This is a genomic window from Marinobacter sp., from assembly GCF_040904845.1.
Taxonomy (GTDB): Bacteria; Pseudomonadota; Gammaproteobacteria; order Pseudomonadales; family Oleiphilaceae; genus Marinobacter.
Map to the genome: position 1 here is coordinate 12,612 of NZ_JBBDSR010000013.1, position 12,898 is coordinate 25,509.

General features: G+C 59.6%; 14 protein-coding genes. 6 read left to right on the top strand and 8 right to left on the bottom strand.

Annotation, left to right across the window (positions count from 1 at the left end):
* Nucleotides 1-67: 67 nt before the first annotated feature.
* Genes hisB through hisF form a run of 4 tightly spaced genes read left to right on the top strand, consistent with a single transcriptional unit; the run spans nucleotide 68 to nucleotide 2,890 of the window.
* Nucleotides 68-661 carry an imidazoleglycerol-phosphate dehydratase HisB gene (gene hisB / locus WD429_RS01380; protein ID WP_368420379.1) on the top strand — a complete coding sequence of 198 codons (594 nt, stop codon included), beginning with the start codon at nucleotides 68-70 and terminating at the stop codon, nucleotides 659-661.
* A gap of 59 nt (nucleotides 662-720) precedes the next feature.
* A complete protein-coding gene (gene hisH / locus WD429_RS01385; protein WP_368420380.1) occupies nucleotides 721-1,374 on the top strand; it encodes an imidazole glycerol phosphate synthase subunit HisH in 654 nt (217 codons plus the stop codon).
* Entirely contained in the window at nucleotides 1,368-2,105 is a 738-nt protein-coding gene (gene hisA / locus WD429_RS01390) for a 1-(5-phosphoribosyl)-5-[(5-phosphoribosylamino)methylideneamino]imidazole-4-carboxamide isomerase (RefSeq protein ID WP_368420381.1), read from the top strand. Before hisH ends, hisA begins: the two co-directional genes overlap by 7 nt.
* Nucleotides 2,106-2,116: 11 nt before the next feature.
* Nucleotides 2,117-2,890, top strand: a complete 774-nt coding sequence (gene hisF / locus WD429_RS01395; protein WP_368420382.1) for an imidazole glycerol phosphate synthase subunit HisF — start codon at nucleotides 2,117-2,119, stop codon at nucleotides 2,888-2,890.
* A gap of 10 nt (nucleotides 2,891-2,900) precedes the next feature.
* Here hisF and WD429_RS01400 read toward each other — a convergent pair whose 3' ends face one another.
* The 4 genes from WD429_RS01400 to gpmM all read right to left on the bottom strand — a co-directional run bounded on the left by WD429_RS01400 (nucleotide 2,901) and on the right by gpmM (nucleotide 7,938).
* Nucleotides 2,901-3,728 carry a divergent polysaccharide deacetylase family protein gene (locus WD429_RS01400; RefSeq protein ID WP_368420383.1) on the bottom strand — a complete coding sequence of 276 codons (828 nt, stop codon included), beginning with the start codon at nucleotides 3,726-3,728 and terminating at the stop codon, nucleotides 2,901-2,903.
* Complete coding sequence (locus WD429_RS01405) at nucleotides 3,728-5,125, bottom strand: S41 family peptidase (RefSeq protein WP_368420384.1); 1,398 nt, start codon at nucleotides 5,123-5,125, stop codon at nucleotides 3,728-3,730. The genes WD429_RS01400 and WD429_RS01405 overlap by 1 nt, the downstream gene beginning before the upstream one ends.
* 123 nt (nucleotides 5,126-5,248) lie before the next feature.
* Nucleotides 5,249-6,382, bottom strand: coding sequence for a murein hydrolase activator EnvC (locus WD429_RS01410; protein WP_368420385.1), 1,134 nt, complete (start codon nucleotides 6,380-6,382; stop codon nucleotides 5,249-5,251).
* An 8-nt stretch (nucleotides 6,383-6,390) separates the two neighbouring features.
* Nucleotides 6,391-7,938 carry a 2,3-bisphosphoglycerate-independent phosphoglycerate mutase gene (gene gpmM / locus WD429_RS01415; RefSeq protein WP_368420386.1) on the bottom strand — a complete coding sequence of 516 codons (1,548 nt, stop codon included), beginning with the start codon at nucleotides 7,936-7,938 and terminating at the stop codon, nucleotides 6,391-6,393.
* Between the two features lie 143 nt (nucleotides 7,939-8,081).
* On the opposite strand from gpmM, the gene WD429_RS01420 reads away from it, so the two are divergent.
* A complete protein-coding gene (locus WD429_RS01420) occupies nucleotides 8,082-8,498 on the top strand; it encodes a rhodanese-like domain-containing protein (RefSeq protein WP_368420387.1) in 417 nt (138 codons plus the stop codon).
* A 29-nt stretch (nucleotides 8,499-8,527) separates the two neighbouring features.
* Nucleotides 8,528-9,031, top strand: a complete 504-nt coding sequence (secB, locus tag WD429_RS01425; protein ID WP_368420388.1) for a protein-export chaperone SecB — start codon at nucleotides 8,528-8,530, stop codon at nucleotides 9,029-9,031.
* 75 nt (nucleotides 9,032-9,106) lie between these two features.
* Here the strand turns inward: secB and trmL are convergent, their stop codons facing one another.
* The 4 genes from trmL to WD429_RS01445 all read right to left on the bottom strand — a co-directional run bounded on the left by trmL (nucleotide 9,107) and on the right by WD429_RS01445 (nucleotide 12,881).
* Complete coding sequence (trmL, locus tag WD429_RS01430) at nucleotides 9,107-9,571, bottom strand: tRNA (uridine(34)/cytosine(34)/5-carboxymethylaminomethyluridine(34)-2'-O)-methyltransferase TrmL (RefSeq protein WP_368420389.1); 465 nt, start codon at nucleotides 9,569-9,571, stop codon at nucleotides 9,107-9,109.
* Nucleotides 9,572-9,575: 4 nt separating this feature from the next.
* Nucleotides 9,576-10,754, bottom strand: a complete 1,179-nt coding sequence (locus WD429_RS01435) for an acetyl-CoA C-acetyltransferase (protein ID WP_368420390.1) — start codon at nucleotides 10,752-10,754, stop codon at nucleotides 9,576-9,578.
* 258 nt (nucleotides 10,755-11,012) lie between these two features.
* Nucleotides 11,013-11,756, bottom strand: a complete 744-nt coding sequence (locus WD429_RS01440; RefSeq protein WP_368420391.1) for a pteridine reductase — start codon at nucleotides 11,754-11,756, stop codon at nucleotides 11,013-11,015.
* Nucleotides 11,757-11,759: 3 nt separating this feature from the next.
* Nucleotides 11,760-12,881, bottom strand: coding sequence for a multifunctional CCA tRNA nucleotidyl transferase/2'3'-cyclic phosphodiesterase/2'nucleotidase/phosphatase (locus WD429_RS01445; protein WP_368420392.1), 1,122 nt, complete (start codon nucleotides 12,879-12,881; stop codon nucleotides 11,760-11,762).
* Nucleotides 12,882-12,898: the final 17 nt, after the last annotated feature.

Sequence of the window (12,898 nt, forward strand, 5' to 3'; positions counted from 1 at the left end):
TTCAGAAAAGGTATAATCCGCGAACAATCAGTTTCCGGCATATTGCCATTCATGACTTGGAGTCCCCATGGCCGAACGCAAGGCTCGGGTAGAAAGAAATACCCTCGAAACGCAGATCACCGCTGAGATCAATCTCGACGGCACCGGGCAGTCCACCTTCGACACCGGTGTGCCTTTTCTGGAACACATGATGGACCAGATTGCCCGTCATGGGCTGGTGGATCTGAACATCGTTTCCAAGGGCGATTTGCACATCGACGATCACCACACCGTGGAAGACATTGGCATTACCCTGGGCCAGGCCTTCCGGCAGGCGGTGGGCGACAAGAAAGGCATTCGTCGCTACGGCCATGCCTACGTGCCGCTGGACGAAGCGCTCTCCCGCGTCGTGATCGACCTGTCTGGCCGCCCTGGCCTGATGATGGACGTACCTTACACTCGAGGCGCGGTTGGCGGTTTCGATGTGGACCTGTTTGAGGAGTTCTTCCACGGTTTCGTGAATCACTCCATGGTGACCCTGCACATCGATAACCTGAAGGGTAAGAATACCCACCACCAGATTGAAACGGTGTTCAAGGCCTTCGGCCGCGCCCTGCGCATGGCTATCGAGATGGACGAGCGCATGGCGGGGATTACGCCCTCCACCAAGGGCTCGCTGTAACACGGGCCATTGAAAAAAAGACTCGCAGTAACTGGTCACCCAAGGACACCGCAACAACCATGAAAACCGTTGCCATTATCGACTACGGCATGGGCAATCTGCATTCTGCCAAAAAAGCGGTAGAGCACGTTGCCCCGGATACCACCGTACTGGTCACCGACAACGCCGAAAAAATCCGCGAAGCCGACCGGGTGATCCTGCCTGGCGTCGGTGCCATTCGTGACTGCATGGCCGAAATTCGCCGCCTGGGCGTTGACGTCCTGGTGCGCGAAGTTTCGCAGGATCGCCCGTTCCTGGGCATCTGCGTGGGCATGCAGGCTTTGATGGCGCGCAGTGAGGAAAACGGCGGCGTGGATGGCATCGGCCTGTTTCCCTCGGAGGTGCGCTACTTCGGCGATAACCTCACGGAGAATGGCGAGCACCAGGGCACTCGATTGAAAGTGCCGCACATGGGTTGGAACCAGGTGTACCGGACCATCGAGCACCCTTTATGGCACAAGATTCCCGACGGTGACCGCTTTTACTTCGTGCACAGCTACTACGCGGAAGCCGACGGCAATGCGGATATCGCTGGCCGCAGTCATTACGGCGTTGATCTGGCCGCCGCAGTCGCGCGCGACAACATCTTTGCAGCGCAGTTCCACCCGGAGAAAAGTGCCCGGGCGGGGCTGCAGTTACTGAAGAATTTTACTGACTGGACTGGAACATGCTGATTATCCCCGCCATTGATCTGAAAGACGGCAAATGCGTTCGCCTGCGCCAGGGCCGCATGGATGACTCCACCGTATTCGGTGACGACCCCGTCGACATGGCCACCCGCTGGGTTGAGGCGGGCGCTCGTCGCCTGCACCTGGTGGACTTGAACGGTGCCTTTGCCGGTGAGCCGGTGAATGGCGAAATCGTGCAGGCCATTGCCCGCAAATACCCGGACCTGCCGATTCAGATCGGCGGCGGCATTCGCTCTGCCGAAACCATTGAGGCCTATCTCAAGGCCGGCGTGCAGTGGGTGATTATTGGCACCAAGGCTGTCAAAGAGCCCGAGTTCGTTACCGAGATGTGCAAGAAGTTTCCCGGCCACATTATTGTGGGTCTGGATGCCAAAGACGGTCGCGTGGCGACCGATGGCTGGGCCGAAGTGTCAGAGGTGATGGCCACCGATCTGGCCATCCGTTTTGCCAACGACGGCGTGGATTCCATCGTCTATACCGACATCAGCCGTGACGGCATGATGCAGGGCGTCAACGTGGAAGCCACTGCGGCTTTGGCGGAAGCGGGCGGCATTCCGGTGATCGCCTCCGGCGGTGTGACCAATATGGATGACCTCAAGCGTCTGGCCACCGTGGCCGACAAGGGCATTCTCGGAGCGATCACCGGTCGTGCTATCTACGAAGGCACGCTGGACGTGGCAGAGGCCCAGGCCTACTGCGACAGCCTCAAGGCATAAGGACAACGTTTATGGCACTGGCCAAGCGCATCATTCCCTGCCTGGACGTCGACAAGGGCCGTGTAGTGAAAGGCGTCAACTTTGTCGATATCCGCGACGCCGGTGACCCGGTAGAAGTGGCGCGCAAATACAACGAGCAGGGCGCGGACGAGATTACCTTCCTGGACATCACCGCCAGCCACGAGAGCCGTGATACCACCTACGAAACCGTGGAACGCATGGCCAGCCAGGTGTTTATCCCGCTGACGGTGGGCGGTGGCGTGCGCACGGTGGAAGATATTCGCAAACTGCTGAACGCCGGTGCGGACAAGGTCTCCATCAATACGGCGGCGGTGTTTAATCCGGAATTTGTGCGGGAAGCCGCCGAACGCTTTGGCCGCCAATGCATTGTGGTGGCCATCGACGCCAAGCGGGTATCGGCGGAAGGCGAAACGCCGCGCTGGGAAATCTTCACCCACGGCGGCCGCAAGCCCACGGGGCTGGATGCTGTGGAGTGGGCCCGTAAGATGACCGATCTGGGTGCTGGCGAGTTGTTGTTGACCAGCATGGATCGGGACGGCACCAAGGTTGGTTTCGACCTGGGCCTCACCCGCGCGGTCAGTGATGCGGTTTCCGTGCCGGTGATTGCTTCAGGCGGCGTTGGTGAGCTTCAGCACCTGGCGGATGGGGTTACTCAGGGCGGTGCGGATGCCGTGCTGGCGGCGTCTATTTTTCATTTCGGTCAGCACACCATTCCCGAGGCCAAGGCGTTTATGAAAGCGCAGGGCATTGAAGTTCGGGATTAATCCGACACTGTTACCGGTGTTTGGCGTAGGCCGGCTGGATGACCTGCTTTTCCCCTTCGGCAAACATCGGTCGATTGTTGTTCCTCATCGCCCACAAGCCACTTACCGTGGCGACGGCAATCCCTTCCTCATCCAGCATGGGAAGATGCTTCTCCAGATAGTCCACGGTCACTTTGTGCGGGTGGCCAATCCCCACGGCACTGCCGTTCTCTTTTGCCCGCTTGATCAGCAACTTGAACTGCCGGTCAACGTATTCCTCGGTCTGCTCATGGTCCAGAAACACATCCCGGGTGAGGTTGGGAATACGGTAGGCGTCCGCCACCTGACCAGCAATGGTCGATGCAATGGTGCGGCTGTCGACAAAGTACACCGGGTAGCGGTCCAGCTCAGACATCACCCAGTCCATCGCCTGCAGTTGTTGGGTCAGCAGGCTGCCCATATGGTTGTTGACGCCTTGCACATGGGGAATCGACTGCAGGGCCCGGCGCAGCGTGGTTTTCAGCTTTTGGGAGCCCATGTCCGGCGTCAGCCCGCCAGGGCCCAACCCGAAATTGCGGGTGTTGGCCATGGGGGCATGCAGCATGATTTCTTTGTGATTTTGGTGTGCAAGCTTGGCCAGTGGCACGGTATGCCGTCGATAGGGCAAAAAGGCGAGGGTGACCGGTTGCTCCAGGTTGGCCAATCGGGTTCCTTCAACCAGGTTATGGCCCATGTCATCAATAATGATGGCAATGGTTGGCGGCATCCCGTCCGCATCAGTGTGGGCGGGGGCATCCGCGCTGGCGCAGGTTGCCACCAGCGCTGTGGCAACCAGGGTAAGCAGTGTTTTCAAGGGCATTAATCTGCGCTGGCCTTGTCGGAACCGTTGTCACGCTTATCCAGAATTCGCAGCCCCTTGAGCAGGTTCAGTGCGGAGCGAAGCTGATAGTCGCGCTCTGCGGCTGAGGCGTTCTGACGTTCTTCTTCCGTACTGTTCTCGCCTTCGTCCTGGCCTTCAAGATGGCCGCTCAGGTCTGCTTCGGTAAAGAACGGGCGGCCGTCCACTTCCTGCAGTTCGGCGGGTTTCACCTCGATGTCCGGGCGAATCCCTTTCGCCTGGATCGAACGGCCGTCCGGCGTGTAGTAACGCGCCGTGGTCATTTTGATGGCGTGGGTCTCGTCCAGCGGGATCACGGTTTGCACGCTGCCTTTGCCGAAGGATTGGGTGCCCATGACCACCGCGCGCTTATGGTCCTGCAGCGCGCCGGCCAGGATTTCAGAGGCAGAGGCGGAGCCGCCGTTGATCAGCACCACAATGGGGGTGCCTTCCATGATGTCGCCGGCCTTGGCATTGAAACGCAGGCGGGAGCTCTGAATGCGGCCTTCGGTGTAAACGATCAGGCCTTCATCCAGCAGGGCGTCGGCGGATTCAACCGCCGCCTGCAGAATGCCGCCGGGATTGTTGCGCAGGTCGATCACCAGGCCATCCAGATCTTTGCCGTAGTTTTCTTCGAGCGTGTTGAGGGCATCGGCAAACTGGGTGCCGGTATCGGCCTGGAACTGGGTGATGCGAACGTAGCCATAACCGTTATCGATCAGGCGGGATTTGATGCTGGTGACCTTGATGATGTCACGCTCCACATCGATTTCGATGGGCGCGCTTTCGCCTTCACGCATGATGGTCAGGGTCAGGATGGTGCCAGGCTTGCCGCGCATGAGCTTGACGGCTTCCTCAAGAGACATGCCTTTGACCGGCTGGTCACCAAGCTTGATGATCAGGTCGCCGGACTGAACGCCGGCTTTCTGGGCCGGGGTGTCGTCAATCGGCGCGATCACTTTGATGAAGCCGTCTTCCATGCCCACTTCAATGCCAAGGCCACCGAACTCGCCAGAGGTGCTTTCCTCCAGTTGCTCGTAATCTTTCGGTGCCAGGTAGGTGGAGTGTGGGTCGAGCTCGGAGAGCATGCCTTTGATCGCGCTTTCCAGCAGTTCGCGGTCACCAACCTCTTCGACATAGGCGTCTTTGATGCGGCTGAACACTTCCGTGAACTTGCGTAGATCGTCCAGCGGGAGCTGTTCTTCCGGGTCGGGTAGCTGAATCTCTACCCGTTCCCCGTTCTGAACGCCTTCGAGGAGTTCTCCGGTTCTGTCATCGGCTTCCTGGGCGTGAACAAGACCGGGAAGTGCAATAAAGCAGGTGAGCAGAGTCAGTGCGCGGATGGTTGTGGCGTGTTGTGTACTTCTGGCCCGTCTCATTCACTTATCCTGTGTTTATTCCGATGGTTGAACAGTTTCCTGCCGGTCTCGACAGTATGGCGTTACTGCCCGGGTTTGTCAGCCCTTCGCCCCGCAGGCCGATGTCGCACTTACTGGCGGCGCTCAGTTGCCAAGCCACGAGCGGGGATTAACCGGTTTGCCATTGTGGCGTATCTCGAAATACAGCGCCGGATCACTGGTGCCACCCGTGCGACCCGCCGCTGCGAGGGTTTCACCGGCATCGACCCAGTCGCCAGGGCTGGTGAACAGGCTGCTGCTGTGGCCGTATAACGTCATGTAGCCATCGCCGTGGTCGACAATGGTCATCAGGCCGAATCCCCTCAGCCAGTTGGCGAAGACCACCCGGCCATAGTGAACCGCCTTGATGTCGGCTTCCTCTGAGGTGTTCATCATCAGCCCGTTGCGCCGCATTTTGCCCTCGGCGTAGCCGTCACCAAAGTTGCTGAATACCTTGCCTCTCGTGGGCCAGGGCAGTTTGTTGCGCAGGGATTTGAACGGCTTTGAGTCGTTGGGTGAGGGAATGCTGGCAATGGCTTCTTCCACCTCCCGAAGTAGCTTTTCCAGGCGTTCCCGGTCTGCCGTGAGGTCTTGCCGTTCGCCTTTGCGATCCGATATTTCCGCATCCAGGGCGGCGAGAGTCTGTTTGCGTTGTTCGCGACTGGCGGCCAGCTGATCCTGGCGTTCTTCCACATCCTGCTCGAGCTTGCCGAGGCGGACCCGGGTGGCCTGAACGTCCTGGCGGGTTTCGCGCAGCTGGCGGAGGTTGTCATTGAACACCTCCAGCCGCCGGACGGTGTCCCGGCTGAGGTATTCATAATAGGTCATAGTGCGGGCAATCTTGTCCGGATCAATCTCGTTGAGCAGGACTTTCACGGCCGGTGCGTCGCCTTCCATCCAGGCGGCACGGATCTGCTTTTTCAGGCTTTCACGCTGGCTATCGAGGGTACGGGTGAGGTCGGTTTCCTGCTTTTCCAGCGCTTTCAGCCGTTGTTGCTGCTCTTCAGCCTGGCGGCGCAGGTCCCTGCGTTCCCGGGTCAGGCGGCCGACTTCCTGTTCTATTTCGGCCAGTTGCTGCTCCAGAGACGAACGGTCTTCCTCTGCGTCATCCAGCCAGCGGTCGATGTCGGCGATCTGTTCCTTCAGCGCCTCGAGCTGACCGGGGGTGACCTCCTCTTGGGCCAGTGCCGGCAGCGCACCACACAGCAGCGCTACTGCCAGCAGCAGTCGGGGTGTCAATCGGTTCCTCAATCGATATCTACCAGGCTGTGCCCGGTCATTTCCGCTGGTTGATCCAGGCCCATCAGGGCCAGCAGTGTGGGTGCCACATCGCTCAGGCTGCCGTCGTCTTTCAGGCTGACCTGGCGAGGGCCGGTATAGACCAGCGGTACCGGGCCAATGGTGTGAGCCGTGTGGACCTGGCCTGAATTGGGGTCTGTCATCTGTTCGCAGTTGCCATGATCAGCGGTGATCAGCGCTTCGCCGCCCACTTCGTCCAGCGCTTCGACCACGCGTTTAACGCAGGCATCGAGGCATTCCGCGGCCTTGATGGCGGCATCAAGTTTGCCGGTGTGACCCACCATGTCGCCGTTGGCGTAATTGCAGATGACCAAGTCGTACTTGCCGCTCTTGATCGCTTCAACAAGCTTGTCGGTCACTTCCGGTGCACTCATTTCCGGCTGCAGATCGTAGGTGGCCACTTTCGGTGAGGGCACCAGAATGCGGTCTTCCCCGGTAAAGGGGGTTTCAAGGCCACCGTTAAAGAAGAACGTAACGTGGGCGTATTTCTCGGTTTCCGAGATGCGCAGCTGGGTTTTTCCCAGGTTGGACACGTATTCCCCAAGGCCATTGGCCAGTTGCTCTGGCGGGTAGGCGCAGGCCGTTTTGATGTCCGCGGCGTATTCGGTGAGCATGACAAAATCCGCCAGCTCGGGGTGTTTGCGGCGATCAAATCCGTCGAAACCTTTGTCCACAAAGGTGCGGGTGATTTCCCGGGCGCGATCGGCGCGGAAGTTCATGAACAGAACCGTGTCGCCATCGTTGATGGTGCCTTCCGGCTCGCCCGCGCTGTGAATGCGGGTGGCTTTGACGAACTCGTCGTTATCGCCCCGTTCGTAGGCCTGTTCCAGCGCGGACACAGGATCGGATGCGGTGAATTCGGCTTCGCCCAGGGTCATCAGGTTGTAGGCGGCTTTTACCCGGTCCCAGCGGTTATCGCGGTCCATGGCGTAGTAGCGGCCAACAATGGATGCAATGCGGCCAACGCCCAGGCTTTTCAGTTTGGCAGCGGCCTTTTCCAGCGATGGCCTTGCGCTGCGGGGGGGCATGTCGCGGCCATCCAGGAAGGCGTGAATGTACACTTCTTTTGCGCCCCGGTTTGCCGCCATTTCGGCCGCCGCCAGAATGTGGTTCTCATGGCAGTGAACGCCGCCCGGTGACAAAAGCCCCATGAGGTGCACCGCACGCCCACTGCTGACGGCCTTGTCAATCGCGGCGCAGAGCGTCGGGTTGGTCGCGAACGTGCCATCCTCGACGTCTTTGTCGATTCGCGTCAGGCTCTGATAGACCACGCGGCCCGCGCCGAGGTTCATGTGGCCCACTTCAGAGTTGCCCATCTGGCCCTGAGGCAAGCCCACAAACATACCGGATGTGTTGATCAGGGTTTTGGGCTGTTGCTGCCAGAGCGTGTCCCAGAACGGGGTGTTGGCGTTGCTGATGGCATTGTCGTCAGCCGGGTCACGGTGACCCCAGCCGTCCAGAATTATCAGTGCAGTCGGCTTGCGCGTCGCAGTCATCACTTGATCCGGTATGGTTTTGAAGTTTGTAAAGAGACGTGCAGATTCTAACCGTTTTCATTCCGTCAGGCCACGTAGGTCTGCCTTCTGTCACCGGAGCAGGGTGTGTATAATCCCGCCAAACTAATTAACTGGGTGCTTTCATGGACAGGTTTATTGAATTTGCCGTCAACCACTACATTCTGGTGTCGCTGTTTGTTGTGTTCCTGCTGGCGATTCTGGTGCTGGAGTCCCGCCGTGGCGGGCAGAAAATTTCAGCACAGGGTGCGGTAAGTCTGATCAACCGTGATGAAGCCGTGGTGGTGGATATCCGTGATCGCAAGGACTTCAACGAAGGCCGCATCTCTGGCTCGGTGAATATTCCGCTCAATGCAATCAAGAGCCGCGCCAATGAGCTGAAAAAGTTCAAGGATAAGCAGGTTATTGTGGCGGACAAGATGGGCCAGCATTCCGCGATGGCGGTCAAACAGCTAAAAGCTGAAGGTTATGAGAACGTAGTCCGCCTCAATGGTGGCATTGCGGACTGGAAAGGCAGTAACCTTCCCCTGGTCAAGAAGTAAAACGTTTAATAATACGAAAAGGATTGAACATGGCTGAGAATGAGCAAGGCGCCGCAGGCAGCGAAAACCAGAACCAGCCGCAATTCGCGCTGCAGCGTATTTACGTAAAAGATCTGTCCTTCGAATCTCCGAATTCACCGGTGGTGTTCCAGGAGCAGTGGAAGCCGCAGGTGAATCTGGACCTGAACACCTCTCACAACAAAGTGAGCGACAACCAGTACGAAGTGGTGTTGTCTCTTACCGTGACCGCAAAGATGGGCGAAAAAGTAGCCTACATCGTCGAGATCCAGCAGGCCGGTGTTTTCCTGCTGCAGGGCATTGAAGGGCCGCAGCTGGGTCAGATGCTGGGTGCCTACTGCCCGACGATCCTGTTCCCCTACGCTCGTGAAGCGATCGACGGTGTCGTGAACAAAGGCAGCTTCCCGGCGCTGATGTTGGCACCGGTGAACTTCGACGCCATCTACGCTCAGGCACTCAAGCGCAAGCAGGAAGAGGGTGCGGGTGAAGCGAACGAAGAGCCGCAGACGCACTGAAGCTGCTTTTTGTTAGCGGCTTAGATAAAAAACCGGCTGATGCCGGTTTTTTTGTGTCTACGTGATTGCCCGGGCTCATACCGAGCCGTCAAAATCCAGTTGCCGCCAGGCTTCATAAACCACCAGAGCGGCGGTATTGGACAGGTTCAGGCTGCGGCTTTCCGGGCGCATGGGAACTCTCAGCCGATGTTCCTCAGGCAGTGATTCACGCACCTCGGCAGGCAACCCCCGGGTTTCGGGGCCGAACATCAGGTAGTCGCCGTCCTGAAACTCAGCGGTGTGGTAGTGCCGGCTGCCCTTGGTGGTAAACCCGAACAGCCGGGCGGGTTGTTCGCGCTCGAGGAACGCCTGGTAATCCTTGTGCACGCGCACCCTGGCGTATTCGCTATAGTCCAGCCCGGCTCGGCGCATCTGTTTGTCTTCCAGGGTAAACCCGAGCGGTTCAATCAGATGTAGCTGGCAACCGGTGTTGGCGCAAAGCCGGATGATATTGCCGGTATTGGGCGGAATCTCCGGCTCGTACAACACCACATTCAGCATGCCATCAGCGCTCGACCGCGAGGGCAACGCCCATACCACCGCCAATGCACAAGGTCGCCAGGCCTTTTTTCGCATCGCGACGTTGCATCTCGTGCAGCAGTGTTACCAGGATGCGGCAGCCGGACGCGCCAATAGGATGGCCCATGGCAATGGCACCGCCGTTCACGTTGACCTTGTTGGTGTCCCAGCCAAGATCCCGGTTTACCGAGATGGCCTGAGCCGCGAACGCCTCATTGGCTTCGATCAGGTCCAGATCGTCCACGCTCCAGCCGGCCAGTTTCAGGCAGCGCTGACTGGCCGGTATCGGGCCGGTGCCCATGATCGTGGGATCAACGCCGGCGTTGGCGTGGGCCCTGATGGTGGCCAACGGTGTCAGGCCCAGCTCTTTAGCTTTGTCAGCACTGCAGACAATCACCGCGGCCGCACCGTCATTCAGCGAAGAGGCGTTGCCTGCGGTCACCGTGCCGTCTTTCCTGAACGCCGGGCGCAGCTTGCCCAGGCCATCGGCGGTGACGCCGTCACGAGGGTTCTCGTCCTTGTCGACCACCAGCGGGTCGCCTTTGCGCTGCGGAATGCTGACCGGCACAATCTGACCGTCGAAGTAGCCCGCGCTTTGGGCCGCTACCGCCTTCTGCTGAGACGCAGCGGCGAATTCATCCTGTTCTTCCCGGCTGATGCCGTACTTCTCGACAATGTTCTCGGCGGTGACGCCCATGTGGTAATCGTTGAAAGCGTCCCACAGGCCGTCTTTGATCATGGTGTCGACCATGTTCCAGTCGCCCATGCGCTGGCCGTTGCGGCTGTTTGGCAGCACGTGGGGTGCCTGGCTCATGCTTTCCTGGCCACCGGCGATCATCAGTTCAGCATCGCCGGTGCGGATGGCCTGTACCGCCATGTGCACGGCCTTGAGGCCGGAGCCACAGACCTTGTTGATGGTCATCGCGGGCACTGACGCCGGTACGCCGGCGTTGATGGCAGCCTGGCGGGCCGGGTTCTGGCCAACGCCGGCGGTGAGTACCTGGCCCAGGACCACTTCGTTAATCTGATCGGCGGGCACGCCGGTTTCTTCCAGCAGGGCCCTGATCACGGCCGAACCGAGCTGGTCGGCACGCAGACTGGACAGCCCTCCGCCGAAACTGCCAACGGCAGTCCGCTTGGCGGCAACAATGACGACATCACGCATAAAATCTCTCCGGTTTTGGTGGCACGGTGCATCCATCGATTGTTCCGCGCTCTCAGGGACATGTTGAAAACCATTCTAACGGAAAGCTTCGAGGCGGCCAAAGCGATCAAAGTGTGAGAGGCCACTGCCTCGGTGAGGGCGGAGTTGGGGGTGCTGCCCAAAACCCTGCGGAGCCATGGATGGCGGAGCGGAGCGTACAAGGATGTATTTACAGCGTGTTTTGGACAGCACCCCCAACTCCGCCCGGGCGGCCAACCTCTACATGTTCAGGCTACGACCACCATCGACAGCAATAATTTGCCCGGTAATAAAGGGGGCGTCGCACATCAGGAAAGCAATGGTGTCTGCGATGTCGTCAGGGATACCGGTTCGGGCCAGCGGGGTTTTGGACAATATCGACTGCTGGTGTTGTTCATCCAATTTGCCTTCACCTACTGGCCAGAGGATGGCACCGGGGGAGACGCCGTTCACCCGGATATCCGGAGCCAGATCCTTGGCCCACGAGCGGGTAAGAGCGGCCAGACCGGCTTTGCTGCTGCCATACAACGGGTGGTCGGCAAGAGGCTGTTCGCTGTAGATATCGATGAGATTAACGATGGAGCCGTAGGCCTCGCGCAGCGCTGGCAAACAGGCCTGGCCGAGGAAGAAAGGTGCCTGCAGGTTGGCACCCATGATGGCGTGCCAGTCATTCTGGGTCGCAGCTTCAGTGGGGTTGGGGTAGAACACCGAGGCGTTGTTGATCAGGCCGTCCAACCGGCCCCAGGCGGATATCGCTTGTTGGGCAAGTTGGGTGACTTCCTCTGGCCGGGTCAGGTCCGCCTGTACGGTTGTTGCAGAGTTGCCGCGCTCACTGTTGAGCCGGTTCGCGAGGGCTTCGGCCTGTTCTTCGCGGGAACGATAGTGAATCACCACATTCCAGCCGCGGCTGTGCATGACTTCGGCGGTGCGCGCCCCCAGTCTGTGGGCGGCACCGGTGATCAGGACGACGGGAGGTGGGTTCATGGTTCAGGCCTGTTGCCGATGAATCAGTGTGGCTATACGTTGCAGGCGTTCCTGCCGGATTGCTTCGCCCAGGGCCTTGCCCTTGAATCCTTGCGCCAGCAGGGCCTTGGCATCCACGCCAGTGGCGGCCTGTTGCGCGTTCCCGAGCAATGTCAGGGCGTTGTCGAACTCCGCCGACAACGCGCAGGCCAGCGCTTGCAGTAGCCTCTGGAACCGTTCCGGGCGTCGCCCGGCGTCGGTGTCGTCGAGTATCGCCAGAACCTGCTGTTCGGTCAGGGCCTGATTGTCGGGCTGTTCCAGATGATCTCTCAGGCGGCTGGCAAGTTTCGCCAGATCCTGGCAGTCATTGGGTGCCTTTAAGGCCTTGGCACGGGCCTTTGCCTGAGTTTCGGGTAACGGTGACAGCAGGGCGGCGAATCGGGTGTCGGTGTCGTTGCTGCTTGCGCAAGCACAACGAAACGCGGCCAGCGCTTGCTCGAATATCTCACCCTGAGCGAACTCGGGAATCAGCACCGCGAGGGCGTGGCATTGATGAAGCACGGTAAAGAACGTGCCGGGTTCATTTTCATGGAGCGCCCGCTGGATTTCCTGCCAGACCCGTTCGGCGACAAGGTGGCTGACTTCATCGTCTGCCACCATGTTTTGCATCAGTGCCATGGTATCGCTCGCGACTGCAAACCCCATTGGGGCCAGACGGGCTGCGAAGCGGGCGGTGCGGAGGATGCGCAGAGGGTCTTCGGCGAAGGCATCGGACACGTGGCGTAACTGGCGGGACTGGAGATCGGCCTGACCGTTAAACGGATCGGCCAGATCGCCGGATTCGGAGCGAGCCATGGCGTTGATGGTCAGATCCCGGCGGCGCAGATCGTCTTCGAGAGTGACGTCCGGTGCGCTGTACACGGTAAAGCCGTGATAGCCCCGGCCTGCTTTGCGCTCGGTACGGGCGAGGGCGTACTCCTCGCGGGTGTCGGGGTGCAGGAATACGGGAAAGTCAGCGCCTACCTGTTTGAAACCGCGTTTGAGCATGTCGTCCGGCGTTGCGCCCACGACCACCCAGTCCCGGTCTTTGACCTCCAGGCCGAGAAGTTCGTCACGTACTGCGCCGCCTACCAGATAGATTTCCATGTGCCCGGGAATGCTCC

Bases quoted from the DNA above. Each gene is read 5' to 3' on its own strand.
- hisB (WP_368420379.1), top strand. From the start codon at position 68: ATGGCCGAACGCAAGGCTCGGGTAGAAAGAAATACCCTCGAAACGCAG.
- hisH (WP_368420380.1), top strand. From the start codon at position 721: ATGAAAACCGTTGCCATTATCGACTACGGCATGGGCAATCTGCATTCT.
- hisA (WP_368420381.1), top strand. From the start codon at position 1,368: ATGCTGATTATCCCCGCCATTGATCTGAAAGACGGCAAATGCGTTCGC.
- hisF (WP_368420382.1), top strand. From the start codon at position 2,117: ATGGCACTGGCCAAGCGCATCATTCCCTGCCTGGACGTCGACAAGGGC.
- WD429_RS01400 (WP_368420383.1), bottom strand. From the start codon at position 3,728: ATGCCCTTGAAAACACTGCTTACCCTGGTTGCCACAGCGCTGGTGGCA.
- WD429_RS01405 (WP_368420384.1), bottom strand. From the start codon at position 5,125: ATGAGACGGGCCAGAAGTACACAACACGCCACAACCATCCGCGCACTG.
- gpmM (WP_368420386.1), bottom strand. From the start codon at position 7,938: ATGACTGCGACGCGCAAGCCGACTGCACTGATAATTCTGGACGGCTGG.
- WD429_RS01420 (WP_368420387.1), top strand. From the start codon at position 8,082: ATGGACAGGTTTATTGAATTTGCCGTCAACCACTACATTCTGGTGTCG.
- secB (WP_368420388.1), top strand. From the start codon at position 8,528: ATGGCTGAGAATGAGCAAGGCGCCGCAGGCAGCGAAAACCAGAACCAG.
- trmL (WP_368420389.1), bottom strand. From the start codon at position 9,571: ATGCTGAATGTGGTGTTGTACGAGCCGGAGATTCCGCCCAATACCGGC.
- WD429_RS01435 (WP_368420390.1), bottom strand. From the start codon at position 10,754: ATGCGTGATGTCGTCATTGTTGCCGCCAAGCGGACTGCCGTTGGCAGT.
- WD429_RS01440 (WP_368420391.1), bottom strand. From the start codon at position 11,756: ATGAACCCACCTCCCGTCGTCCTGATCACCGGTGCCGCCCACAGACTG.
- WD429_RS01445 (WP_368420392.1), bottom strand. From the start codon at position 12,881: ATGGAAATCTATCTGGTAGGCGGCGCAGTACGTGACGAACTTCTCGGC.